The sequence below is a fragment of the Bacillus sp. ISL-35 genome, from assembly GCF_018613355.1.
GTDB lineage: Bacteria > Bacillota > Bacilli > Bacillales > Cytobacillaceae > Mesobacillus.
Genome location: NZ_JAGGQK010000004.1, coordinates 60,720 through 83,969, shown reverse-complemented (window position 1 = coordinate 83,969; position 23,250 = coordinate 60,720). Strand labels below are relative to the sequence as shown.

Here is a 23,250-nt window from a genome sequence, read left to right as displayed (position 1 = left end):
TATTAGGAATTATATTCAACTAATTGCCCCCTCAATTGGAAAAATAGGGATATTGGTCCTAATTTTGCTTACTATATGTAAGTATCTAGGTGTGTTAAAGGTGCCAACCTGCTCTATACAATCATAAAACTAGTCCTTTTTACCCCAATTAGATGTAACTTAAACCCTAATTCAACTAAATTAATCCATTTTTATTTTTATAAATCATTGGGATTTTTTTCAAAAACATACTATAATCAAAGAATCTAAAAATATGAGCAGGTGATCCAGATGAAAATCAATGTCGGTCAGGCGTATGCACAGGCAAATAGAATCAGTGATTACGCACAGGAATTGAATGAGATCAAAAGCAGGCTGCAGGACTTCAAGGGGAATATTAACAGCGGCTGGCAGGCCCAGGAAATGGTGTATATCAATAACGCGATCAACAGCATAAGCAGGGAAATTTCCGAATTGCAGACATTGCTGTTCTCCATCGGCCCGGATATCGTCGCAGCAGCGAATGAAATCAGAAGGGAAGAAGAGGCTCGGGAAGCAGCGGAAAAGGCAACAGCTGAACGCGCAGCTGCCGAACGGGAAGCAAAGCTGAAGAATACCGGCTTGCGGTAAGACGAACAAAGGGCAGGGATGGATGGATTCCGCTGCCTGTCCCTTTTTCCCCATAATAAAAAGGCGGCAGCCTCCGCTATGTATCAAAGCAGAATCATACACGCCTTTTGTGGCGATGCCCGGCTTTTCTGGATCTAAGCTGGGCATTTTTCTTTGATATGTCGGCAGTGATTATAAAGCTGAATTACGGTCCCTCCCATCTGCTTCATTCTGATTTTTTTCACTTCACAGGTTCTTCTTCCCTTTCCTCTTTGCGGTATTTCATTTTGGTGGCTTCCCCGCCTCTAAGATGACGGATGGATTTATGATAATCAAGGATCTCTTTTACTTCGTTGGCAAGGTCAGGGTTGATCTCAGGCAATCTTTCTGTCAGGTCTTTATGGACTGTACTTTTGGATACGCCAAACTCCTTCGCTATGACGCGAACTGTTTTTCTCGTCTCCACGATATACTTTCCAATCTTGATTGTTCTCTCTTTGATGTAATCGTGCACACCACTCGCCCTCCCTAAATTGGATGTGAAAAGTGTGAAATGAGACTCGCTTTTATCGGCCAATATTGTATTCCGCAAATGATTTCCCATCGCGGCAGAAGGATGCTCCTTCTGGATATTACTATGATTAATCATGTCCCCGGCTGAATCCTCATATTGTTCAAACGACTCCTCACCTCAAACACTCTCTTTGTCAGGTTTGTAACATTTTATTAGCTTGGTTGAGGATATATGCACGAAAAAAGCAATAGGGACAAGGTTTAGTGAAGTTTTTTGAAAAATTCAACTATTTGATGCAGAAAAACTTTCCTACTTACCCATTTTTATGTACACAAAAACCTGTTCCTTCCCGAATTTTTGTAAAGGAGTTATTTTTCATTGGGGGAGAAGTAGACTTGATTACCTACAGACAGACTAGAAAACAGAGAATCAGAGAAGAAAAACGCAGAACAACCTTAAAAAGGAACAGGAAATTGATTGGTGCAGCAGTAGCCGCTTCGGTTGCGGCAGGATTGCTGCTTGGCTTTGCACAAAAGAAAACAGATGCAATCGGGGCCTTTTATACCGTAAAAAAAGGTGATACCCTCTACAGCCTGGCGAAGCAATATGATACTTCAGTTCATATGCTGAAGGAAGTTAACTCATTATCTTCCGATTTCATTAGAGCCGGCCAGAAGCTTGAGGTACCTGTAGCAGAGGCTGGAGCAGGAGTTTATATTGTCAAAAAAGGAGACACATTGTTCTCGCTTGCGAAAAATTATGGAGTCACCGTGAAAGTTTTCAAAAAGGAAAACAAATTGGCCACAGACTCCATCTATGTTGGACAGGCTTTATCCGTACCCACCCATGTTTATGATTCAAATGAAGGAATGTATGTGGTCAGCGCTGGTGACACATTATTCAATATCTCTCAGCGTTTTGGTGTGTCGATAAAAGAATTGAAGGCAGCAAACGGGATGAAGCAGGACATGGTGTTGATTGGACAGCAGCTGACCATTCCGGGCGAAATCGAATTCATGGAAGCCACCGTTTCCGGTGCAGCGGATAATTTTACAGTTGAGTTTGAGACCGATGGGAAAGCGATTCCATTAAAGGTATCTTATGGGGCAGCGAGAGAATATGAAGAAATCGCAGGCCGGCGGGTTTTCGTTGCTTATAGAAATGGTGCTTTGGTCAATATTCATTAATGTTAAGGAGCATATTTTGCTCCTTTTTTTATTTAAAAAATCCGTTTAACGCTCTTATTTTGAAAATTTCGCAAATATTCATTTTTCGACAAAATACACTCTTGTTTTACCCCATATAGTACTGTACCATTAGTTTATGGATAATATTGGAGGTATTTTGAGTAAATATGACTAATTTCTCAAGAGAAATGAACACCTATTTGTTTATTTTCCGGTGGATTTTGTTGATAATTGGCTTTTTAACATATTCCACATTTGAATCCAATGAATATGGGTGGATCATTGTACTCATTGCAGCAAATTTTATCTACACATTAAGTATTTTCTTTAACAATAGCAAAAAAATAATCGTATTCTTAATCACTTTCGATCTTATATATAGCCTGATTTTTTTGTTTGTTACAGAACAAGGTATGAATCCAGTGATTCTATATTCACTCACTACACTTATTTGGTTAAAAACCATCACAGACAATAAGTATTCAATACTTACCATGATTGGATACTTTCTGGCTGTTAGTTTTACTTTTTTCCTTACCCAGCAGGACGGGTATAGTTTTTGGAGCAATCAAGTTGAATTCACCATTTATTTCTTTTTCTTCATGTGGTTTATCCTCTTTATGAATTATTCTTCTTGGTTAATCAAAGAAAACCATCGGATATTATATTCAATTTTTCAATTTATACGGAGCTTAACTTATGAGCAAAGTTTCTCTACTGTACAAGTGAAAGCAGAGAAATTAATGGTCAATGTATTTAAAGCAGATGATGCATTCATTTGCTGGACAAATCAAAAAGGTACTCATAAAGACTGGGAAAGACATTACATAAATAGACTATATATGGAAAAACAACTTTTTTTATTAAAGAAACCCGAATACATAGAACTACAATCATTCACCGGAAAAACCACTGATTTCTTTTACTTTCCAATACATAATGAAAAGCAAATTAATGGTGGAATCCTTTTAGCACTTCCAAATAAGGGACGGATAAAAAGATATCAATATACATATCTCTATATTCTTACTGTCTTTCTATCACTCTATTTATCTAAAGCGGATCTTAGAAATGAGGTATCTGCTTCTTTAAGAGAAACCGTAAGAAAGAAAATGGCTCAAGATATGCATGATGGATTGGCTCAGCAGCTATTCTTTTTATCCGCGCAAATCTTTCACTTAAAGAACAACATGCCCGAAAATATCAATCCAGAGTTAAAAAGTGTAATTACTAATATGGAAGACCAATTGAAATCATCCCACCTTGAGGTCCGTAACTTCATCAGGGATTTACGAGATGAGCATAACCAGTCAAGCAATCTGGCAGAAGCCATTCAACAGTTGATCAATCGTACCATAAATGAAACATCTATCCAGGTTTATTATGAAAATACTGGTAATTTAACAGCAGAATCGATAGACTTTGAAAAATCTATCTACCGAGTTATGGAAGAAGCAATAAACAATGTCAAGAAACACGCCAATGCTTCTAAACTATACATTTCCCTTAACGTTACTTCTGTGCAATGGACTATAAAAATAGAAGATAATGGAGTTGGCTTTAATCAGGATAGCAATAAGAAAGGTTCTTATGGATTAAGGGGAATCCGAGAACGCGTGGAACAATTTGGCGGAAATCTTTACTTGAAAACTGAACCATTCAAAGGTACAGAAATCATTGCAGTCATACCTAGTGAAAGGGGCCAAGCATATGCATAACGTGATCCTTGCAGATGATCACCAAATTGTAAAAGATGGACTGAAACTAATCTTAAAAAGCACTTCTCAATTTAACATTATTGGGGATGTCGCAAATGGTGATGACTTACTGGAGGCTGCCTGCCTTAACAAGCCAGATTTAATCATATCTGATTTAAAAATGCCAGGTGTCTCAATTATTGATAGTTGTATGAAAATTAAAAGTGTAACACCTGATACAAAAATCATCGTCCTTACAGCTTTTGATGATAGCGAAGACATCTACCTTGCACTTGACCGGGGAATAGATGGTTATATTATGAAAGATACATTACCCGAACAAATTATTAATACCATTAATATGGTCTTAATGGGATACTCCTGCTTTCAACCGAAAGTCGAACGAATTAGAACTGCAAAAGAAGAAAAGAAAGAAATTGAATCAGTTCTTTCCTTTACTGAGCGAGAAAAGGAGATTTTCCAGCTTATTGTCGAGAATTTAAGTAATCAAGAAATTGCGAATGCATTATTTATATCCGAAGCTACAGTAAAAACACATGTAAGCAGTATATTAAGGAAAACCGGACAGTCTAATCGGTCACAAGCTGTTCTGTATGCGTTAAAAGAAGGACTAGTAACCATATAGAAATGGAGGGACCTAAATGAAGTATTTAGCTGACCAAAAAAGTGTAGGAGGCCAAATCTTGTTCATAACCTCCCTGCTGATGACCAGCGGATCACTAATCGGTGGGATATGTTGGGGATTTTTAAAAAACGAATTCACACTCTCACTTTTTCTAGGATTTTCCGCAAGTATGGTTTTTCATTGGAGCTTTTACTTTCTATATAAAAAATCACTGTTACCCAAAAGACAATCTGATCACTTAATTGCTTTTTTCTCATGTTTATTGTTTTTTTTTATAGCATTTTATAACCCGCTCCTTTTTTCCGACATATGGATTGTTTTACTATACTACCCTCTCATATTAGGGATTCTGGCTAGTGAAGAGGTGTTTAAAGTTTGGGTAAGCATTTACCTGGTTCTCTTCCATCTTTATTATTTTATCGATCCCAGTATTATGAATGAGGAGACACAAGCATCCTTTTTAATGATTCTAGGCAGAAGTTTCTTTTCATTTTTCAGCTGCGCTGCAGGTTTAATCATTTTAACCTATCTGCATAACATGAATAACAATAACGAAGCGATGGTCAATGAAAAGAACAAACGATATATATTTCAGGTTTTACATACGTTGACACCAATAGTGGAAAGAAAATCGCATACAACACGAAATGAGATTGAGGAATTTCGTTGTCTTATGAAGAGCCTGGCCAAGTACTTTCCACAAGAAAAAATAACAGATTGGGAAATTGATTTAGTTTCTCTCCTTCATTATGTCAGCAGAATCAATTGGCCGGATTATATGTTTGAAAAGAAAGACACACTTACTCGGTTTGAATATGAAATTATTCAAGAGCACTGCTTTATGGGTGCAGAATTGATTAATGGCTTTTCAGATTTGGAACATATTAAAACCGCTTTCATGCATCATCACGAAAGACTAGATGGGACAGGATATCCTGAACAGCTTTCCGGCAGCCAAATTTCCTTCTTCTCGCAATTAATAGCCGTTACTGAAAGTTACGTGGCAATGACAACATCGAGATCCTATCGACAGGCACTATCAAAGCAAGAAGCTTATCAAGAGATTTACAAACTTAAAGGGCAAGCTTATCGTGAAGATATTGTAAATGTATTAGCGGATGCACTCGAAATCGAGACTTCTGATTTACACGCAGATAAATTGGTAGGTTAGCTCTTCACTCCATCCTACTTCGGTATGAGCTGAATTCATACTCCAGATGATAGAAAATCCTATCACCCGTTGATATGATGAAGAAAAAAAGTGGAGGAGTAGACTTGTATCAGAAGAAATGTCCTAAATGCAATGGGTATTCATACAGCAGTATCCAGCGAGGGAAATGGCAATGCCCCTATTGCAAAGCGGATTTAAGCACCAGGCGAAAACGAATCCATCATATTAACCAAAAACTTCCGGTTCACCACTTAAGACTGGTTTCTAAGTAAAAAGAACACATAATCCTGTGTTCTTTTTTCTTTTCTCCAAAAGTCGTACCCCCTCTCATCCTTCAGTATGACTTTTCAAATCATACCGACAGCAACGAGATTCAACCCCATGCAGGATACAAACAATTTCTGAAAGAGACTACTATTAGATTAACAGCAACGAGGACAATGAAAGGAGGTTGAAGATGAAAAAATCCTTTAAAACTTTCGCTGTTACAATGACTGCAATTTCAACGATCTCAATTGGTACAGCATTCGCCAATACGAATACAGGAGAAAAATTAAGCAGCTGGTATGATGAATTCTATCAAAAAACTACCAAGCAGGTTCAAACTTCCATAAAAGACTACGCTGTTTCCATTCTTCCTTCTCTTGAAGCAGAACAGGAAAGGTTGACTCAGGAGACAAATGAGGATATAGAGAAGTTTGCAAACAGAACCTTCCTCAAGAAATTCTCACAAATTACTGTTCATAGCAGTAATTACTTAGAGCAGTTATGGAACAAGACGGATTTTCTCACCGGCGAAGGAGAGTATGCATCGAACGGATCGCAAATTAGTAAAGACTTCGATACATTTGTCAGCAGCAAAAACACAGAAGTTAACAACTACATAAATGATCAAGCAGAAATATTCATCGAAGAGGTCACAAATGAACTAGATGGTGTCGTTAGCGATTCATCATCTTCTATGGAAAGCACCAAATCAGATGCTATCCAGGAACTGGATACCAAAATCATAAGTTCTAAAGAAGACCTTGAATTGTTGATAGCAGCTGAAAAAGAAGCAGCAAGTGATGCTATGAAGGCTAACCTGGACCAACAGATTTCTACAAAAAAAGCTGAAATCTCGAAGGAAACTGAAGAATTGGAATTGTTGTTAAAAACTCAGATCACTGATGCTGGAACAACAATTGAACAGGATGCCAAAAATGAATTGAATTCGGTAATAAGCTCATTAAACTAATATAACTTTTTAAAATTGAAAGGGGAAAAACAAAATGGTATTAAAAACAGTTAAAGGTAAAGTCGTTGCAGGAGTAGTAACAGTTGGATTATTAAGTGGAATGGGAACAGCATTTGCTAACACGGATGCTGGAACACAGTTGCAGAATTGGTACAGTAAGCAATTCAATACTGCAAAACAACAATCAGCAATCGAAGTTTACAACTATGCAAGGGGCCAGAAGAATAGTTTAATGCAAGAAAAAGACAATCTAAAGAATGCAGCTGTAACAAACGTTGCTACAGCAGGAAAAAATGAAGTTGATCGTGCAAACGGAGAAATTAATTCAGCATTAGCAGGTCATGTAGAGGCAATCAATACTAAAGAAGCAGCAATCACAGCTGCTATGCCAGGACAATTTGACCAAGCCGTCTCCAGCCTTAACAGAACGGTTAATTATTATGTGGGACAGGAAGCTAATAGTGCTAAAAATGAAATCACTACTGCTGTAAATGCTCAAGGTGCAGAGTCAGTCGGCTACGTTAATACAGAAGTAACAGAAACTAAAACTGATGCTGTTGCTGCACTCGAAGCTGAAATCACAGCCGCGAAAGCAGAATTAGAACGATTAGTTGGTGAAGAAAAAGCCGCTGCTACTTCGGAACTTAAAGCTAACTTCGATGCACAAATCGTAAAAGTTCGCGGTGAAATCACAACATTAATTGAAGCTTTGGAAGAAGCTAATACAAAGTTGATTATTGAAAAAGGTGCAGAAATCGAAGCAGCTGCAAAAGCTGACCTTGATGCTCTAGTAAACGGAATTAATAATTAATTAAATGCTGTCTGGGGCCATCCTTGGCCTCAGACACAACCTTTTTTAATGAGGAGAGATTGAGATGATGCCAAGAAAGAAGACACATAGAAAAAAGAATAAGAAATTTCTAGTTGGACTTGTCTCCTTAAGTACGATGGCGATTTTAACCATGAATGTTTCGTTCGCAGATGAAGATATTCAAGCTAAGCTTCAAAACTGGTATGAAACAAAGACCCAGGCTGCATTAAAGAATATTGACCTGTCTGTAAGAACCGAAGTCGAAGTTCAAAAAGAACGCTTGAGGGAAGAAGTCCAATTAAAAATGAAAGAATCCTCTAAGGATATGGATGAGTTTGCTGAAAAGCAGAAGCAAACCCATATTGAAGCAGTTAGAAATTATAGCGAACAATTAATGAACAAAATACAGTTTTCAAATGAAGAAGAAAAAAACAATTTACTAAAACAGCTTTCTGAGATTCAAAAAAACGCTGAGCAGGAAATGCTTAATGTTGTTAATAGTCCTGGAACCTATAAAGAGAAAACAGCAACTGAAAATAATCAGCAAGAGACAGATGAGCTTCCAAATAATGAAACTAAGACAGAAGAAAAACAAGCAACTGTAACAAACGAAGAGCCAACGGAAGAAACAAGCACAATGATCCAACCTAGCAATCAAACCGTTTCTGAAACCGACGTCAAGAAGGAAGGCAAACCAGAATGAGAATAATTATGGGGGAAGGTGATACGATGCCTTCTATAGCGGAGAATTCTACAAATAAAACTAAAATTAAAAAGAAATTTTTGGGATTAGTTCAATATGTTATTTTTCTCATTGTCTTTTATATTATCTTTTCTTTTGGCATCGGAATCGTTCAGGTCAGTGGATATTCAATGGAACCTTCGTTAAAGGATGGAAGTTATTTATTAACTAATAAATTGGCTTCTCACATAACAAAAGCATCATACGGTGATGTAGTTGTAGTGAAAGAAAATCATCAACAATTTTACATTGTTAAAAGGGTTATAGGCGTACCTGGTGATACCATCTCTATAAGCGGCGGTAAGGTTTACGTAAATAACTTAGCAATCCCAGAATTATACGCCATGGGCATACCCAATGACATGGATCCCATCATTGTACCAGAAGATCATATATTTGTTATGGGGGACAATAGGACACCTGGTGAGAGTCTTGATAGCCGGGACCCCACAGTAGGACCAATTCCTAATACAAGTGTAAAAGGATATCCAATTCTATCATTATTCCCTTTTTACAAAATAGCAGGTCCTTTGGATCTTTAAAAAGTGCAGTATTCCACTGCACTTTTTTCTATACTCAAAACTGCATCGACCGCATCTGGCTGTCAGTGGCTTTGATCAGCTCACCCCAGGTGGAGTGTCCCCTGTCCTTGAACTGCTGCAGCAGCTCGGTGAACAGGTATGCTGTCGTCAATGCGTCGCCGATGGCGCTGTGACGGTCATAAATCCTTGTCCCGAATGCCATAGCGTATCGTTCCAGATCGCGCATATCATAGGACGGGGCAATGAAACCGATCAGGTCGAGTGTATCGATGGTGAACAGCTTTTTCAGCGCCAGCTTTTCCCGTTTCAGTTCACTTTTCAGCACGAGATGGTCAAAACCGACATAGTGGCCGACAAGGCAAACTGTTTCATGGGATTCGACGTAATCAAAAAAGTCAGAGATCGCTTCAGACGCCTTTGGAGCGCAGGCCACCTTTTCATTGGTAATCGACGTCAACTCAATTATTTCCCGAGAAATTTGTCGCTCAGGGTTCACATATGTCTGAAAACGGTCATTTTCCATCACCTTCAGGCCCTTTACTGGAACCGCGCCAATTTCAATGAGCCGATCAGTAGTCGCCACCTGAAAACCAGTTGTCTCCGTGTCGAAAACAATAAAAGCAAGATCATCGATTTCAGTCGATAAAGGAATTTTCTCGTACAAAAGCGGGCAGGAAATACTCCTTTTTTGAAAAAACATGCCAGCCTCCTTTCCACTTCGGTGCCTGTCATCACCCGAAATTTATCGTTCTCAACCTGAGAATCTAGCATATACCATTCCCTGCAGTTCGCGGAGTGTGCGCAGGCTCAGGATGAGTTCATCTTTTTGTCTGGTGGACATGGTTGCGAATGATAGAATGGTGCTGCCTTCGTTATTTGTCCATCTTTGCCTGATATAGAGGTCGAGTACATGGCTGATGGCTTCTTTTAGGTCTTGTGTGAATCCTTCGGTAAAAATGCCTTTCTGCTTTAATGCTTCAATTTTCTCGATGGGCATTCCTGGGATTCCGCCGTGATAGAGAGAGAGGATCTGCAGGCTATGATGGAATGGGAACAGAACCTCTTTTTTCATGTCGATGCTTTTACGGCCAAGCCTGAACAGTGCACGGATCGGTTCATCGAGCGTCGGTATTTCCTGCTCTTTTTCTGCCTGGACCATGCGATACAGGAAGATTTTAGAGCGGTCGAGCAGCTCGGTGATTTTTGCTTCGAATTCTTTGTTCAGTTGTTCGCTTCCCGCCGCAAAACGGTAGGAGAAAAAATTCTGGGCCAGCAGGATGTTTTCATTCGTCGATTGCAGCATCCACTTCCGGACACGGTCCTGCCATTGCAGCACACTTCCCCTCCACTGCTCTTCACTCGACATCATCAGGCCTTTGCAGCGGGCATAACCGGCGGCTTCGAGCTTTGCGGTAATTTCCGCGCCTAATTTTTCAAAGTACACATGCTCCTTCGTTTCGCCATACACAAGAAAATGATCCTGATCTGTCAGCATGAACTGCTCACCGCGGCCGGCCGACCCCATCAAGTAGAACACAAAAGGCACAGGCGGCTCCCCCAGTGCTGCAACGGATAGCTCGACTGCCCTGCCTATCAATCTGTCATAAAGCTTCGTTACGATATCAAGCAGCACCAATGCAGGGACAGAGTCCCTAAGCAGTGTATCGGTAATTTCATAGATTGCCGCTTTGACTTCAGGCATGCTCGCTTCATTTGCTTCCTCGATTTTCTTAATTGTCCTCATCACACTGTCATTCTTTTTCCGGAGCAGGTCCGTCAATGTCACGATACCAGTTACCTGGCCATGGTCAACGACTGGCAAATGCTTGATACCGTTCAAAAGCATTTCTGAGAAAGCATCATAATAATAAGCGAACCTGGAAATCGTCACCAGGTCCTCAGTCATCACGAGCCTTGATGGTTCATTAAATGACAATCCCTTCGCCACCACCCGGCCGACGATGTCCCGCTCGGTGATGATTCCCTTCAGCTCTTGCTGTTCCAGGACAAGCACAGAGCTCGTTTTAAGCTCGGACATTTTCCGGGCTGTGTCCTTTATGCTTGTTTCCGGGGAAACCGAGACGATGCTTTCCGACATCATTTCCTGTACCCTCGCTAAAATCGCCTTGCCCTCGCCGATTCCCCTGGCCCTTTTTACCTGTTCGGCAAGCGACCCATACACATCTTTTAGCCGGATGGACACCTGTGTCAGCAGATAGTCATGGACATCCTGGTCATCCCATCTTTTTGCCAGAACGGAAAAAGGAATGAGCAGGGCCCAGACATCATCAACTGCCCTGACTTCAACATTGGATTGTGTTTTATCGGACTTTACGAAACCAAGGAATTCTGCGAGGCTTGAAAAACCGACGATCTCCCCTTTTTGGATGACCTCCAATACTTCCTCCTGCCCGGCGGCATTTGTCACGAATACCTCGGCAATTCCTTGTAAAATCAACAAAAGCCCCTGGCGTGGTGTATCCGCCTGGAGCATCATTTCCTTCTTCCCATAGGAAAATGCTTCGCACTCCTCGACAAGGGAAAGGGCCGTGCGTTCATCCAACCCCTGAAACAGGGGGTGGAACTGCACGGCCTTCCAGATTTCTTTATAGCGCTTTGTTTCCATCATCATTCATCCAGACTTCGCCGTTCTTGTAAGTCATCTGTTCAGGATAACGAAGGTCGAGGACTTCTTCCTGAATTTTTTGCGATGGAGCCGGAGTCGCAAGCGATACGATGACGTTTGCTAAAATCGCTGCTGAAGCGCCGAATACACCAGCACCGGTGTCGATGATGCCAAGAATCGTGTAGCCGCCGTACTTGGCCGCGAAAATATATCCCAATGTCACAGCCAGACCGATAACCATTCCGGCGATGACACCCTGTGCATTTGAACGCTTCCACCAGACACCCAGGATCAGTGCCGGGAAGAATGTACCACTGGCAAGCGCAAAGGCCCAGGCAACGATTTGCGTAATTGCTCCAGGAGGATTAAGGGCAATCAAGCCAGCAAATAAAGTCGCTACAACGATCGAGATACGCGCTACGTTCAGACGAGTTTTCTCTGTAGCGCTTGGTTTCATGACACGGTAGTAGATATCGTGCGCAAATGCTGATGAAATCGCGATCATCAAGCCGCCAGCTGTAGAAAGGGCCGCGGCCATAGCGCCTGCCGCTACGAGGCCGATGACGAACACGCCAAGATTGGCGATTTCAGGTGTTGCCATAACGACGATATCGTTGGAGATGATCAATTCACCCCACTCAAGGATTCCATCACCGTTTCCGTCGGCCACTTGAAGCTTGCCAGTATCGACCCACGTTTTTGTCCAGGCAGGAAGCTCGCTGATTTTGCTGCCAGCTACCTTTGTCATCAGGATGAAACGTGAGAATGCTGCATACGCAGGTGCAGACAGGTAAAGCAAGCCGATGAAAAGAAGTGCCCATGCGCCTGACCAGCGAGCCGCTTTCATCGTTGATACAGTATAGAAACGTACGATTACGTGCGGAAGGCCCGCCGTACCAGCCATCAAGGTAAACATAAGGGCAAGGAACTGCCATTTCGTGCCGTTCGTGAATGGCGCAAAGTATTCGGAAATTCCAAGCTCACGGTCGAGCTCACCCATTTTCCCGACCAGCTCGCCATAAGAAAGCCATGGAAGCGGGCTGCTTGTGATTTGCAGGGACATGAAGATAACCGGAATCAGGTAGGCAATGATCAAAATGATATACTGGGCAACCTGTGTCCAGGTAATTCCTTTCATACCTCCGAAAGCAGCGTAGAATGCAATCAGGACAACCCCGATCATCGTGCCGAGCTTCGCATCGATTTCGAACAGCCGCCCGATAACCACTCCGGAACCGGAAAGCTGGCCGATCGAATAGGTAAAACTGATGATGATTGTGGAGATTGCGGCGATAACGCGTGCTGTATGGCTATTGTAGCGGTCACCGATGAATTCAGGAACCGTGTAGCGCCCATACTTCCTGAGCTGTGGCGCCAGCAGGAAGGTCAGAAGCAAATATCCGCCCGTCCAGCCCATGATATACGCCAGGCCGTCATAGCCGAGCAGCATGATCGTACCGGCCATCCCGATGAAGGAAGCAGCACTCATCCAGTCAGCTCCGATTGCCATGCCGTTGAAGATTGGCGGGACGCCGCGGCTGGCAACATAGAAGTCAGACGTTTGTTTAGCAGTATTGTAAATCGCAATCCCGATATACAAACCGAATGTAGCTAAAATAATAGATAATGAGACCAAGAATTGTGTATCCAAAGTTCTCCCCCTTATTCAAACGGTCTTTTTGTCTTTTCCTAAGGCTTAATGATCCAGGCTCTTTCCTTCGCTCAGCTTGACGTTCTTCTCTTCGTCGATTCCATACTTCTTGTCGATGCTGTCGCTAAGCTTCGCGTTGACAAACAGCAGAATGATGAACGTCACAACCGCACCCTGCGCTCCCATGAAGTAGTGGAACGGGAAGCCGCCAATTGAAATCTCGCTCAGAGGCTCGGCAATCAATACTGCGCCGAACGAAACGAGAAACCAGATAGCGAAATAAACGATCATGTTACGGGTTTTTTCACGGAAATACGCGTCAGCAACTGACTTATCAATTTTCTTCACATTTACACCCCTTTGGTTTTGCTAATCCCCTTTGTATAATCCTTTATGATTGACGGACACAGCCTAACATTCTAAAAGCTTCCCCACTCCTTTTTTAAAATTTTAATTATATGAACCCTGCGCCAGGCAAGGTTGATACCAATTTAATTCCGGGAAAAAATTTAGCTTAGACTGAAGATGAATTTTAATGTTTCGAAAAATGGGGCCGGGACCATGATGATCTGGATGAGGAAGTAGAGAAAGATGCTCAGGAACGGGACTGCCAGAAAAATTACCTTGTTTTTCCTTAAGCCCAGGAACAAGCTGATGCCAGTAATCACCAGCAGTCCGATTAAAATAATCAAGTTGATTCCTCCAATACTAAAATTTTGTCATTTAACAAAATCTTTGGAAAATTTAATTTAATTATCCATATAATGTCCAGGCTGGTCAATACATTATGTTTAAAAAATGTAATCGCTTACTATGTCGATATTTTACATACCGTGGTAAATTCGTCAGTAACAGTAAGGGTTTATAGGGATTGCAGGTTAAGGAGATTGTCGAAAAAAATTTTTTCTCATTGCTTCCAGAGAAATGGGCTGTTTGTAATGATTTTACAGAATAGCAAAAAGGAACACTCGCGATGGAGTATTCCTTCAATAGAATATAATGTTACCAGCAGGCAATGGCGCCGTCGGTTCTCATTTCGGTTCCGCCAGTCAGGACTCCGGTCTTCGGATCACGGATAATGACCTGTCCGCGGCCGAAACCACCGCCATCGTACGCCACCTTCATTTGATGCCCGCGTGCGGCGAGTTCCTTAACGATATGGTTCGGAAAATGATGTTCAACTTCAATCTGCTTTCCGCTGATCCACTGCCAGCGAGGCGCATCAAGCGCAGCCTGTGGATTCATACCGAAATCGATCATGTTCATCGCAACCTGGACATGTCCCTGCGGCTGCATATAGCCGCCCATTACGCCGAAAGGACCAACTGCCTCGCCGTCCTTCGTGATGAAACCAGGAATGATCGTATGGTATGTCTTCTTGCCAGGAGCAAGCGCGTTCGCATGATTTGGGTCAAGCGAGAAATCATGTCCGCGGTTTTGCAGGCCGATGCCTGTTCCCGGAACGACCACACCAGAGCCGAAGCCCATATAGTTGCTCTGGATGAACGATACCATGTTGCCTTCATCATCCGCAGCAGATAGATAAACAGTTCCGCCTTTAGGAAGAGTACCTGGTTCAGGCATTCTTGCTTCATCGGAGATTTTAGCTCTCGCTTCCTCACCATACTGCTCTGATAACAGGTTCGCTACCTTTGCCTGCATCGTCCTAGGGTCGGTGACATATTCCTTGCCATCCGTGAACGCCTGCTTCATCGCTTCGAGCTGACGGTGGACACCCTGGACATCATCACGATGTGTAAACTCGTACCCTTTTAAAATATTCAATGCCATCAACGCTACGATCCCTTGGCCGTTCGGCGGAATCTCCCAGACCTCGTGCCCTCGGTAGGATACTGAGATGGGCTCAACCCATTCCGGATGATAGTTTTCAAGATCAGACTTACTTAAGAATGCGCCCGCTTTTGCGGAGGCTTCTGCGATTCTATCAGCAAGTGCACCCCTGTAAAAGCTTTCTCCATTCGTTTCAGCGATTTCCTGGAGGGTATTCGCATGGTCCTCCGATTTCCACATTTCGCCCGCTTCAGGAGCCCTGTCTTCAGGAGCGAAAACACGGAACCATTCATCGTATTCCTCGCCCTGGAAACGACTCTTGTAAGCATTGTAAGCACCCTTCCAATATTTTGCGAGAATCGGAGTCAGCGGATAGCCATTACGGGCATAATCAATTGCCGGCTGCAAAACTTCCGTAAGCTGCAGACGGCCGAACTTTTTCGATAGTTCTGCCCAGGCAGATGGCGCCCCCGGAACCGTGACCGGAATCCAGCCATGTGAAGGCATTTTTTCATGGCCAAGCTCTTTCAGCTTTTCAATCGAAATCGATTGCGGCGCAGGACCGCTCGCATTCAGGCCATATAGCTTGTCTTTCACCCAAACAAGTGCGAATGCGTCGCCGCCAATCCCGTTCGAAGTCGGTTCAACGACCGTCAGGCATGCCGCTGTCGCAATCGCCGCATCAATCGCGTTGCCGCCCTTTTTTAAAATATCAAGCCCAGCCTGCGCAGCAAGCGGCTGTGATGTAGCGACCATCCCATTGCGCGCCACCGCCGCCATTCGCTGGGACGGATATGGATATGTATGCAAAGACATTCTGATTCCCCCAATATTTTTTTCGTCTTGCGAAATATTATACCAAAATAATTGAAAATTCGAAATCAAAAAGTTAATTATCAATGAGTAGAGTAAATGCTGCTAATGTCATTACCAATCCACCAAGATAAAAGAAAATCAGAAATAAAAGAGGAGGGGCATCAGTATTAAAAATTTGCAATACAATATTTCCATTTTCATTTACCAAAAAGAATGAACCTATGAATAAAACGAAGGTTATCCAAATCATCTTATGCCTATTCCTTGATAATCCAGGCACCGATACACCATGAAAAACATCTAAATATCTTAAAATAAAGTTCACTATGTAAAGTAGGTACGCTGCTAGCAAAATCCAAAAGATTGAAGTCTCTACAGCAATCCTTAAAAAAGGAGTAACCATAAAGAATCCCATTAGCATGAATAATACAAAACCAACCCGGTTCCACATGGTTCTTGCATCGGAGACTTTATGATAGATAACAATAGAGACGATTGTTCCTAATAAAATGAGTGCCATGTTCACTTTAAATATGAAAGGCGACCACTGCGGCATTACGCTGCCAATTAAGTTGAATAGGAAGGCTAAAAATAATCTGGAGAAAATTTGACCTATTAAATCATCATTTTTTTGCTTCAATTAATTCAGTCCTTATTCTTTTAAGATGATTTTACTAGGTATTTATCACCTATTTGGTTTCATAAAAAAGCCCGGCCAATTTCGGCCGGACTTCCTATTGTCCCATTTTTAGCTCATAAAACGCCTTCACTCTCGAAACAACATCTTTGGATCCAGAGTCCTCGATCATCATTGCGACGATCATATCGGCTGCATTCGGATTGTAGGCGACGAACCATCCAAGTTCTTTGCCCTTTTCACCCTGCTTCTCTTTGATTTCTGCGGTGCCCGTTTTACCCGCGAGCGGATAATTGGCAATCAGTCCGTTGTGTGCGGTTCCTTTTGGATCGGTGATGACCTTTGTCAGCATGCTGTTTATCGTGGCAGCATTTTCCGCGCTGACTATGCCTTCCTGCCACACCTGTCCCTGCTCATCCTCCATATTCAAAATCGGCTTGATCAGATTGCCCTTGTTCACGAATGGCGAATATGTGGTTGCTAGATGGAGGATATTCATTTCAATCTGTCCCTGGCCATAGGCAGAGTCAGCTAACCTCATCTCGCTGTCGATTTTGCCGATTTGTGACGGCTCCATAGGGTATAAATATTCCGGCTGATCTTCAAAGCCGAACTTCTTCAGTCCTTCTGTAAAAGTATCCTGTCCCATTCCAAGCGCAGCACGCGCGAAGTAAATATTATCTGAATAGACCAGCGCTTTTTCAAGGTTGATATTCCCTACCACATTTGAATACCTGGTCACTTTGTACCCGCCCCAAGAAGCGTCTTTTTGCCATTGTTTCTCCGTGATTTCAAACGCAGTATCCGTCTTGAGCTTGCCGCTCTCAAGGCCGATTGCCGCGGTGATCGGCTTCATCACTGACCCTGGTACATAGGTCAACTTGAAACGGTTGAGGAATGGCTTGAGCGGGTCTTCCTCTAGTATTTTCCGTTTGCTTTGCGAGATTCCGAGCGTCATTTCATTCGGGTCGAAGCCTGGTGCGCTGACAAGGGCCAGGGTTTCGCCAGTAGCCGGATTGATGGCTGATGCCGTACCGGCTTTTCCTTTTAGCTGATCATACAATTGCTGCTGTGCGACTACATCGATGGTCAGCTTGACGTCCTTCCCGTTTTCCACTTGTTTTTCGGCAAGTGTCTTGGCCGTGCCGTCTTCCTTCACGATTGAAATCCTGACACCGTTTGTTCCTTTTAATTGCTCCTCCAGAACCTGTTCAAGTCCGCGGCGGCCAATGAGATCGGTTGCGGTGTACCCCTTGCCCTCCAGCTTTTCAAGGTCATCGGCTGTGATTGGGCCGACGTAGCCGATCAAGTGGGACAATGCTGCTCCGTATGGATATTCACGAGCCCCCACCTCCTGGCTTCTCACGCCATCCATCGAAAACAGTTTTTCATGCAGACTTTTGTCTTCCTTGGAAATTTTCTTCAATGGAACAAACAGGTCATCTTTTACCCAGCCGGCGCTCATCGCCTTGTTGATTTGCTCTTCGGACATATCGAGCAGTTCCGCCACTTTTGTGATTGTCTGTTCTTTCTGCTCTCCAAGCTCCCCCGGGACTACTCCGACCTGGACAGCCGTGCCGTTGATCGCGAGTCCGTTTCCATCACGGTCAAGAATACTGCCGCGTTCAGCCTGGACATTCTTGAAGCTGATCTTATCTCCTGCTCCAAGCTCAGGAAAAATATAGGTCGTGTTCCAGTCCACATACCAATTTGTATCATCATCACGTTTTTCTTTTACAAGAGTGGCATTGTGGTCGAATTCAATCGGGCCAGCCGCACTTTCCATTTTTGCCGAAAAAGGAAGCTCCGCGTTCTCTTCGTGTTCCTTTTCTTCCTCAGGTTGTTTGTAGCTGACCTTGAGCTTGTCTATCTCCAAATCCTGATAAATTTTATTATAGCGAGAGACGAATTCCTCTTTTGTGATGGAATCCTTCGCTTCCGCTGATAAAAATCCATACATCTCATCAAACTTCTGGTCATTCCATAGCTTCACATACTGTGAAAACCGTTCTTCGGGAGTCGGTTCCTTGCTGCAGCCTGAAATGATAGCGGCGATCAGGACCGACATGATAATCAATAAAGTCCGTTTCATATGTATCCCCTCCTCCTGTCTGATTTTACCACAGAATTACCATTTGGATAAGCTTGGAGTATTTCTTATTATTCCAATAAAAAAACCCGCCTTTAAAACCAGGCGGGTTCCAAAATTTTTGATTTTATTAAGAGTTGCTTGAAGTGTCAGAGTCAGTTGAAGAGTCTTTGTCTTCGCCTGCATCCTTGTCTTCATCTTGTCCAGCGTCTTTTTTATCAGAGCCATCTTCAGCAGGCTTTTCTTCTGCTGGAGTTGTATCCTCTACACCTTCTTCAGATGGAGTGGTTCCTTCAGCATCTCCCTCGACAGCATCTTCAGACTTTCCTGCATCTGCATCAGATGAAGCCTTCTCTTCTGTCACATTGGCATCCTGCAACGCGCTCATCGGCTTGTTGAAGTACTCATGCGGATTGACAGGTACATTGTCCTTGCGGATTTCAAAGTGTACGTGGTTGCCAGCCTTTTCATTGATCAGGCTTGTACCGGACTTCGCAATGACTTGTCCTTGCTCAACCTCGTCGCCAACCTTAACTTCATAGTCTTTTACTGACTGATATTGTGTTACAATACCCTTGTCATGCTCGATTTCAATGACATTTCCAAGTACAGCATCTTCCATGACATTCTTGACAGTACCGCTAAGTGACGCGATTACATCAAATTCCTTGCCGTCTTTTGCTGCAATGTCCAGTCCAGTGTTCGGATGGTAAGTATTATCATAGAACACTAGAGCTGCTTCTTGCTCTGCCGAGTCGCTGTCATTATCGTAGAATCCCATTTGGATGACAGCATCGTCTTCACTCACCACTGGCATTACGAAGTTCTCCATCGCGCGGTTTACTTCAACTGCAGGCTGGTCATTCATCTTTTTGCCAGGCATGTCAGTCGCTTTGTATTCCGACTGATCCAGTCGATCGCTCGCGCTGTTTTGATACCAAAGGACACCAGTTAGAATGATTGCGGCACTAGCAATATAAACTGTTGGATACACCCACCGCTTCTTGAAAAAGCTGTTCTTGCTTTTGTCTTGAGAAGATCTTTTTTCTTCCTCTCTCATTTTCATCACCTCAGCAATCAGTTTGAACAGAAGCGAAAAAATATATACATAGAGTTGAAAAATTTTTTACTGCTTATTTTTCGACAAAGGTGATGATTTTATGCAAAAAAGTTTTTTGGCGGGTTTTTAGCGGCTAAATATCGGGTGGGTTCCGCTTTCCGCTATGTTGGGGTTACCCTATAAAGTGAGGTTTTATCATGAAAAAGTTATTTGTATGGATTTTACGCATTCTTCCTTTTGCCTATATGGCAGCGATCTGGATTATGTCCAGCCTGCCTGATACCGCGGTCATCGAGCTGCCAGACCGGGGCGTCGACCGCTTTTTAAAAGAATCACTCCATCTCGTTGAGTTTGGCATCCTGTACGTGCTGCTCGTCCTGGCCGTGCTGACGACCGGGCGCTTCACCCCGGCATTAAGCTTTGCCTTCATGGGAGTTGCGATCCTGTACGGCCTGCTAGACGAAATCCATCAAAGCTTCGTCCCATACCGATCCGCCACCGTCATTGATTTTATAAAAGACGTAATTGGGGTTTTAGCGGCATCACACTTCATTCATCATGCCTACTTCAGCGGCAAGTTTGTGAAGCTGGGAAGGGTTTTGCGCGGGATTGAGGCGAGAGTTCGGGGAATTTAGGTGGGGTTATTATTAAGATGGTTATTAATTACGGTTTTTAAGGGGCTGGCCTTTGGATTGGGGCTGGCTTCATGTTTTTAAGTAGTGACTTCGCACAGGCATTTAATCCAACCGTTAAATTTTTTTCCTCAACCGTTAAATTATTTGCTATAACCGTTAGATTATTGGCTGCAACCGTTAAATTATCGCTCCCAACCGTAGAATTATAATGTGGTTAGTTACTTCGGACATAAAACTTTCATAATAAAACCATTATATCCGCAGGTATTCGGAGTGAAAATAAAGAATGCATATAAAAACTAATAGGGAAGTGACCAATTTGATTGAAAAAGAAAGACCATATCCCATCCGTCTTCTCATGTATGAGGCTTTAATGGAAAGAATCATACCAAATCATCCTAAAATCCCAATCATTGAACAAGATTACAAAGCCTGGCGTGCTGGATACAGAGGTGAACTGCAAACGGATTACCGCTTAAGTTTTCTGCCTGAAAAAGGTTTCCATATATTCAGGGATTTACGCCTTCAAGATGAAAAGTGGCACTTCCAGATTGATACCCTCATTTTAACTCTTCGTTATATCCTCCTAATTGAAACCAAAGCCTATTCCGGCACCCTTTTCTTCGACAAACATTCTGAACAAATGATTCAAACAAAGAATGACCAAGAGAAATCATACGATAACCCCATTAACCAGGTTCTAATGCAATCCTGGCATTTGAAGAGATGGCTGAAGAGCCGTAAATTCAGTGTTCCACCCCTATACCATCTCGTTGCAATCAGCAATTCCTCAACCATTATCAAGGTAAGTGACCGATCCCTGAATAACTTAATAGTAAAAGGGGATGTATTATTAAATCGCGTTCTTCAGATCGACGATACCACCACAAATCCAAATTTTACTGACAAAGAAATAAAAAAGTTATCCAAGTCACTTGTAAAGAATCATTCTCCACACCACCCTGACCTTCTGAAACAATATTCCCTCACTCCAGACGACCTTCAAAAGGGGGTTCAATGCCCGTCTTGTTTAACATATGGGATGAAGCGCGAAAAGTGGGTCTGGCGTTGTCCTGTGTGTGAACATAAATCCAAAACAGCTCACCATAAAACTGTAAAAGAGTTTTTCCTCCTCATTAGTCCAACAATTAAAAATCAGATGTGTAGAGAATTTTGCATTGGTATATCTTCAAAAACAGCCAGTGATCTTTTGATTTCATTAAATCTCCCCTTCACTGGCACTACTCATGGCCGCACCTACCACATGCCTCCAAATATCGAGACCTTTTTCGATTCCGCGAAAAAATAACATTCTGGAACTCGGCATAGAAAATTGTCATCCTAAACTCGCGAAGAAATAATAAGTCAAACCACCACCCCAACCCGCGCTAAAAAGCCAGGGTTGCTCTTCGCCCTGGCCTGGTCATTATTGTGTTTATCGCTGCGGCAGCGGTAACCTGCTCTTATTTCTTCGCCGTCACCTTAGCCAGCATACTATCCGCTTCACTAATCTCGACGCCTTTGTAGTAGTGCTTAACAATATCCTGATAGTTCTTGCCCTCTGTGGCCATGCCGTTGGCTCCGTATTGGCTCATGCCGACGCCGTGGCCGAAGCCTTCGGTGGTGATGATGACGTTGTTGCCTTTGAGTTCCCAGCTGAAGTCGCTTGAACGCAGGCCAAGTTTATCACGAACCTCTTTTCCGGTCAGGACCTTGCCTCCGATATCAATTTTTGCAACGCGATTCCCGGTGGTCCTGGAGATGACTTTGCCAATTTCCGCAGAGTTCGGCAGCTTGACTCCTAATTTAGACTCAACCTCGGCCACTGTCTTCACTTCCTGGCTGCGGAACTTCGGAGACTTCAAATCCCAAGGACTTTCTACGCTGCGCAAGTATGGCAGTGAATTTGACCAGTATTCCTCTGAGTTCTCTGTGAAACCGTTCGATGTTGAAAAAAAGGTGGCGTCGATCGGTGATCCATCGTAGGTAAGCACCTGGCCGTCAGTGGCTTTTACTGCCTCGGCAATTTTCTTCATCTTCCATTTATAGTCGGTACCCCACTGCTTTTTCAGCTCTTCTTTATTTTTAAAAACCTGATGGATTTCGGTATCATTCAGCTGTGCACCCTCAGGAACGCCAACTTTATTCGGGCTCAGCATTTGTTTTACATAATAGGTCCTCGCTGACAGTGCCTGTGCCTTCAATGCCTCAAGCTCGAACTCGGCTGGCATTTCAGCGGCTACGACGCCAATTAAGTAGTCATCAAGTGGAAGCTTTTCGGTTTTGGATAGCGCTGTCCGGTAGACAGCCACCTCGATTGCTGAATCTGCTGTTGGCATAGCGGCAGCCTCCTTTGCTTCATTTTGCAGCTCTTCTCCAAGCTTCCCGCCTGCCTTATCTTCCATAAAAGGGAGGACGAGCAAGGATGGAATCAAGAGTGTGACCGCGAAAAGGATTGCAGCTAGTACGATGATTGGTTTGAATTTTAACATAGAAAAGCCTCCATTATGAAATTTTACGGCCGTTAACCGTCTCATTCCATTCATATGGAGGCGGACAAGCTTTTATGACAGAAAATGAAAAAGCTCGCAATTTGCATATTTTCTTTTAAAAAGTTCATAATAAGTCGGTCGAAATTGGACAAATATTTTTTGAAAGGCTGTTTTCGTAAAGATGATTGTTAAAATCCTAAAGCCGATTTTAACGTGATAAAGCCATTTTGTAGGTCGGTACTAAGTTGGCAAGCTCTTTTCTCTTAATAAGCATTTCTTTTGTGGAGAAACTTAGGTAACTCCATCCTATTTGTAGTC

The 23,250-nt window shown here is 42.9% G+C and carries 22 protein-coding genes; 11 read left to right on the top strand and 11 right to left on the bottom strand.

Annotation, left to right across the window (positions count from 1 at the left end; translation table 11 throughout):
* The first annotated feature begins 270 nt into the window (after nt 1-270).
* Nucleotides 271-609, top strand: coding sequence for a hypothetical protein (locus tag J7E38_RS06585; RefSeq protein ID WP_214706000.1), 339 nt, complete (start codon nt 271-273; stop codon nt 607-609).
* A gap of 220 nt (nt 610-829) precedes the next feature.
* On the opposite strand, the gene spoIIID is transcribed toward J7E38_RS06585, so the two are convergent.
* Nucleotides 830-1,102, bottom strand: coding sequence for a sporulation transcriptional regulator SpoIIID (gene spoIIID / locus J7E38_RS06580; RefSeq protein ID WP_031307660.1), 273 nt, complete (start codon nt 1,100-1,102; stop codon nt 830-832).
* A 395-nt stretch (nt 1,103-1,497) separates the two neighbouring features.
* Here spoIIID and J7E38_RS06575 point away from each other — a divergent pair, with 395 nt between their 5' ends.
* The 8 genes from J7E38_RS06575 to lepB all read left to right on the top strand — a co-directional run bounded on the left by J7E38_RS06575 (nt 1,498) and on the right by lepB (nt 9,135).
* Entirely contained in the window at nt 1,498-2,289 is a 792-nt protein-coding gene (locus J7E38_RS06575; RefSeq protein WP_214705999.1) for a LysM peptidoglycan-binding domain-containing protein, read from the top strand.
* Nucleotides 2,290-2,456: 167 nt separating this feature from the next.
* Nucleotides 2,457-4,007, top strand: coding sequence for a sensor histidine kinase (locus J7E38_RS06570; protein WP_214705998.1), 1,551 nt, complete (start codon nt 2,457-2,459; stop codon nt 4,005-4,007).
* On the top strand, nt 4,000-4,632 hold the full coding sequence (locus J7E38_RS06565; protein ID WP_214705997.1) for a response regulator: 633 nt from the start codon (nt 4,000-4,002) through the stop codon (nt 4,630-4,632). Before J7E38_RS06570 ends, J7E38_RS06565 begins: the two co-directional genes overlap by 8 nt.
* A 16-nt stretch (nt 4,633-4,648) precedes the next feature.
* Nucleotides 4,649-5,803 carry an HD-GYP domain-containing protein gene (locus J7E38_RS06560; RefSeq protein ID WP_214705996.1) on the top strand — a complete coding sequence of 385 codons (1,155 nt, stop codon included), beginning with the start codon at nt 4,649-4,651 and terminating at the stop codon, nt 5,801-5,803.
* A 457-nt stretch (nt 5,804-6,260) separates the two neighbouring features.
* The gene (locus J7E38_RS06555) at nt 6,261-7,040 is read left to right on the top strand and encodes a hypothetical protein (RefSeq protein WP_214705995.1); all 780 of its coding nucleotides are present in this window, start codon (nt 6,261-6,263) and stop codon (nt 7,038-7,040) included.
* A gap of 34 nt (nt 7,041-7,074) precedes the next feature.
* A complete protein-coding gene (locus J7E38_RS06550; protein ID WP_214705994.1) occupies nt 7,075-7,851 on the top strand; it encodes a hypothetical protein in 777 nt (258 codons plus the stop codon).
* A 64-nt stretch (nt 7,852-7,915) separates the two neighbouring features.
* Nucleotides 7,916-8,554, top strand: coding sequence for a hypothetical protein (locus J7E38_RS06545; protein WP_214705993.1), 639 nt, complete (start codon nt 7,916-7,918; stop codon nt 8,552-8,554).
* Nucleotides 8,551-9,135, top strand: coding sequence for a signal peptidase I (lepB, locus tag J7E38_RS06540; protein WP_214705992.1), 585 nt, complete (start codon nt 8,551-8,553; stop codon nt 9,133-9,135). Before J7E38_RS06545 ends, lepB begins: the two co-directional genes overlap by 4 nt.
* A gap of 34 nt (nt 9,136-9,169) precedes the next feature.
* Here the strand turns inward: lepB and J7E38_RS06535 are convergent, their stop codons facing one another.
* The 9 genes from J7E38_RS06535 to spoIIQ all read right to left on the bottom strand — a co-directional run bounded on the left by J7E38_RS06535 (nt 9,170) and on the right by spoIIQ (nt 19,805).
* Nucleotides 9,170-9,835 carry a 3'-5' exonuclease gene (locus J7E38_RS06535; RefSeq protein ID WP_214705991.1) on the bottom strand — a complete coding sequence of 222 codons (666 nt, stop codon included), beginning with the start codon at nt 9,833-9,835 and terminating at the stop codon, nt 9,170-9,172.
* A gap of 51 nt (nt 9,836-9,886) precedes the next feature.
* Nucleotides 9,887-11,761, bottom strand: coding sequence for a DUF294 nucleotidyltransferase-like domain-containing protein (locus J7E38_RS06530; RefSeq protein WP_353049941.1), 1,875 nt, complete (start codon nt 11,759-11,761; stop codon nt 9,887-9,889).
* Nucleotides 11,742-13,412 (bottom strand): sodium:solute symporter family protein, encoded by a 1,671-nt coding sequence (locus J7E38_RS06525; RefSeq protein ID WP_215038276.1) that lies wholly within the window; start codon nt 13,410-13,412, stop codon nt 11,742-11,744. Before J7E38_RS06525 ends, J7E38_RS06530 begins: the two co-directional genes overlap by 20 nt.
* A 45-nt stretch (nt 13,413-13,457) precedes the next feature.
* Complete coding sequence (locus tag J7E38_RS06520) at nt 13,458-13,760, bottom strand: DUF4212 domain-containing protein (protein WP_214705989.1); 303 nt, start codon at nt 13,758-13,760, stop codon at nt 13,458-13,460.
* A gap of 161 nt (nt 13,761-13,921) precedes the next feature.
* The gene (locus tag J7E38_RS06515; RefSeq protein ID WP_214705988.1) at nt 13,922-14,104 is read right to left on the bottom strand and encodes a hypothetical protein; all 183 of its coding nucleotides are present in this window, start codon (nt 14,102-14,104) and stop codon (nt 13,922-13,924) included.
* A gap of 310 nt (nt 14,105-14,414) precedes the next feature.
* Nucleotides 14,415-16,019: a gamma-glutamyltransferase family protein gene (locus J7E38_RS06510; RefSeq protein WP_214705987.1), complete on the bottom strand. Its 1,605-nt coding sequence runs from the start codon at nt 16,017-16,019 to the stop codon at nt 14,415-14,417.
* A gap of 73 nt (nt 16,020-16,092) precedes the next feature.
* Nucleotides 16,093-16,659: a hypothetical protein gene (locus J7E38_RS06505; RefSeq protein ID WP_214705986.1), complete on the bottom strand. Its 567-nt coding sequence runs from the start codon at nt 16,657-16,659 to the stop codon at nt 16,093-16,095.
* A 94-nt stretch (nt 16,660-16,753) separates the two neighbouring features.
* Nucleotides 16,754-18,748 (bottom strand): penicillin-binding transpeptidase domain-containing protein, encoded by a 1,995-nt coding sequence (locus J7E38_RS06500; protein ID WP_214705985.1) that lies wholly within the window; start codon nt 18,746-18,748, stop codon nt 16,754-16,756.
* A 127-nt stretch (nt 18,749-18,875) separates the two neighbouring features.
* Nucleotides 18,876-19,805, bottom strand: a complete 930-nt coding sequence (spoIIQ, locus tag J7E38_RS06495) for a stage II sporulation protein SpoIIQ (RefSeq protein ID WP_214705984.1) — start codon at nt 19,803-19,805, stop codon at nt 18,876-18,878.
* Nucleotides 19,806-20,002: 197 nt separating this feature from the next.
* Between spoIIQ and J7E38_RS06490 the strand changes: the two genes are divergently transcribed.
* Together J7E38_RS06490 and J7E38_RS06485 are read left to right on the top strand one after the other, a co-directional pair.
* Nucleotides 20,003-20,440: a VanZ family protein gene (locus J7E38_RS06490; RefSeq protein ID WP_214705983.1), complete on the top strand. Its 438-nt coding sequence runs from the start codon at nt 20,003-20,005 to the stop codon at nt 20,438-20,440.
* Nucleotides 20,441-20,759: 319 nt separating this feature from the next.
* Nucleotides 20,760-21,749 carry a nuclease-related domain-containing protein gene (locus tag J7E38_RS06485; protein ID WP_214705982.1) on the top strand — a complete coding sequence of 330 codons (990 nt, stop codon included), beginning with the start codon at nt 20,760-20,762 and terminating at the stop codon, nt 21,747-21,749.
* A 154-nt stretch (nt 21,750-21,903) separates the two neighbouring features.
* On the opposite strand, the gene spoIID is transcribed toward J7E38_RS06485, so the two are convergent.
* Nucleotides 21,904-22,932, bottom strand: a complete 1,029-nt coding sequence (gene spoIID / locus J7E38_RS06480) for a stage II sporulation protein D (RefSeq protein ID WP_214705981.1) — start codon at nt 22,930-22,932, stop codon at nt 21,904-21,906.
* Nucleotides 22,933-23,250 lie beyond the last annotated feature (318 nt).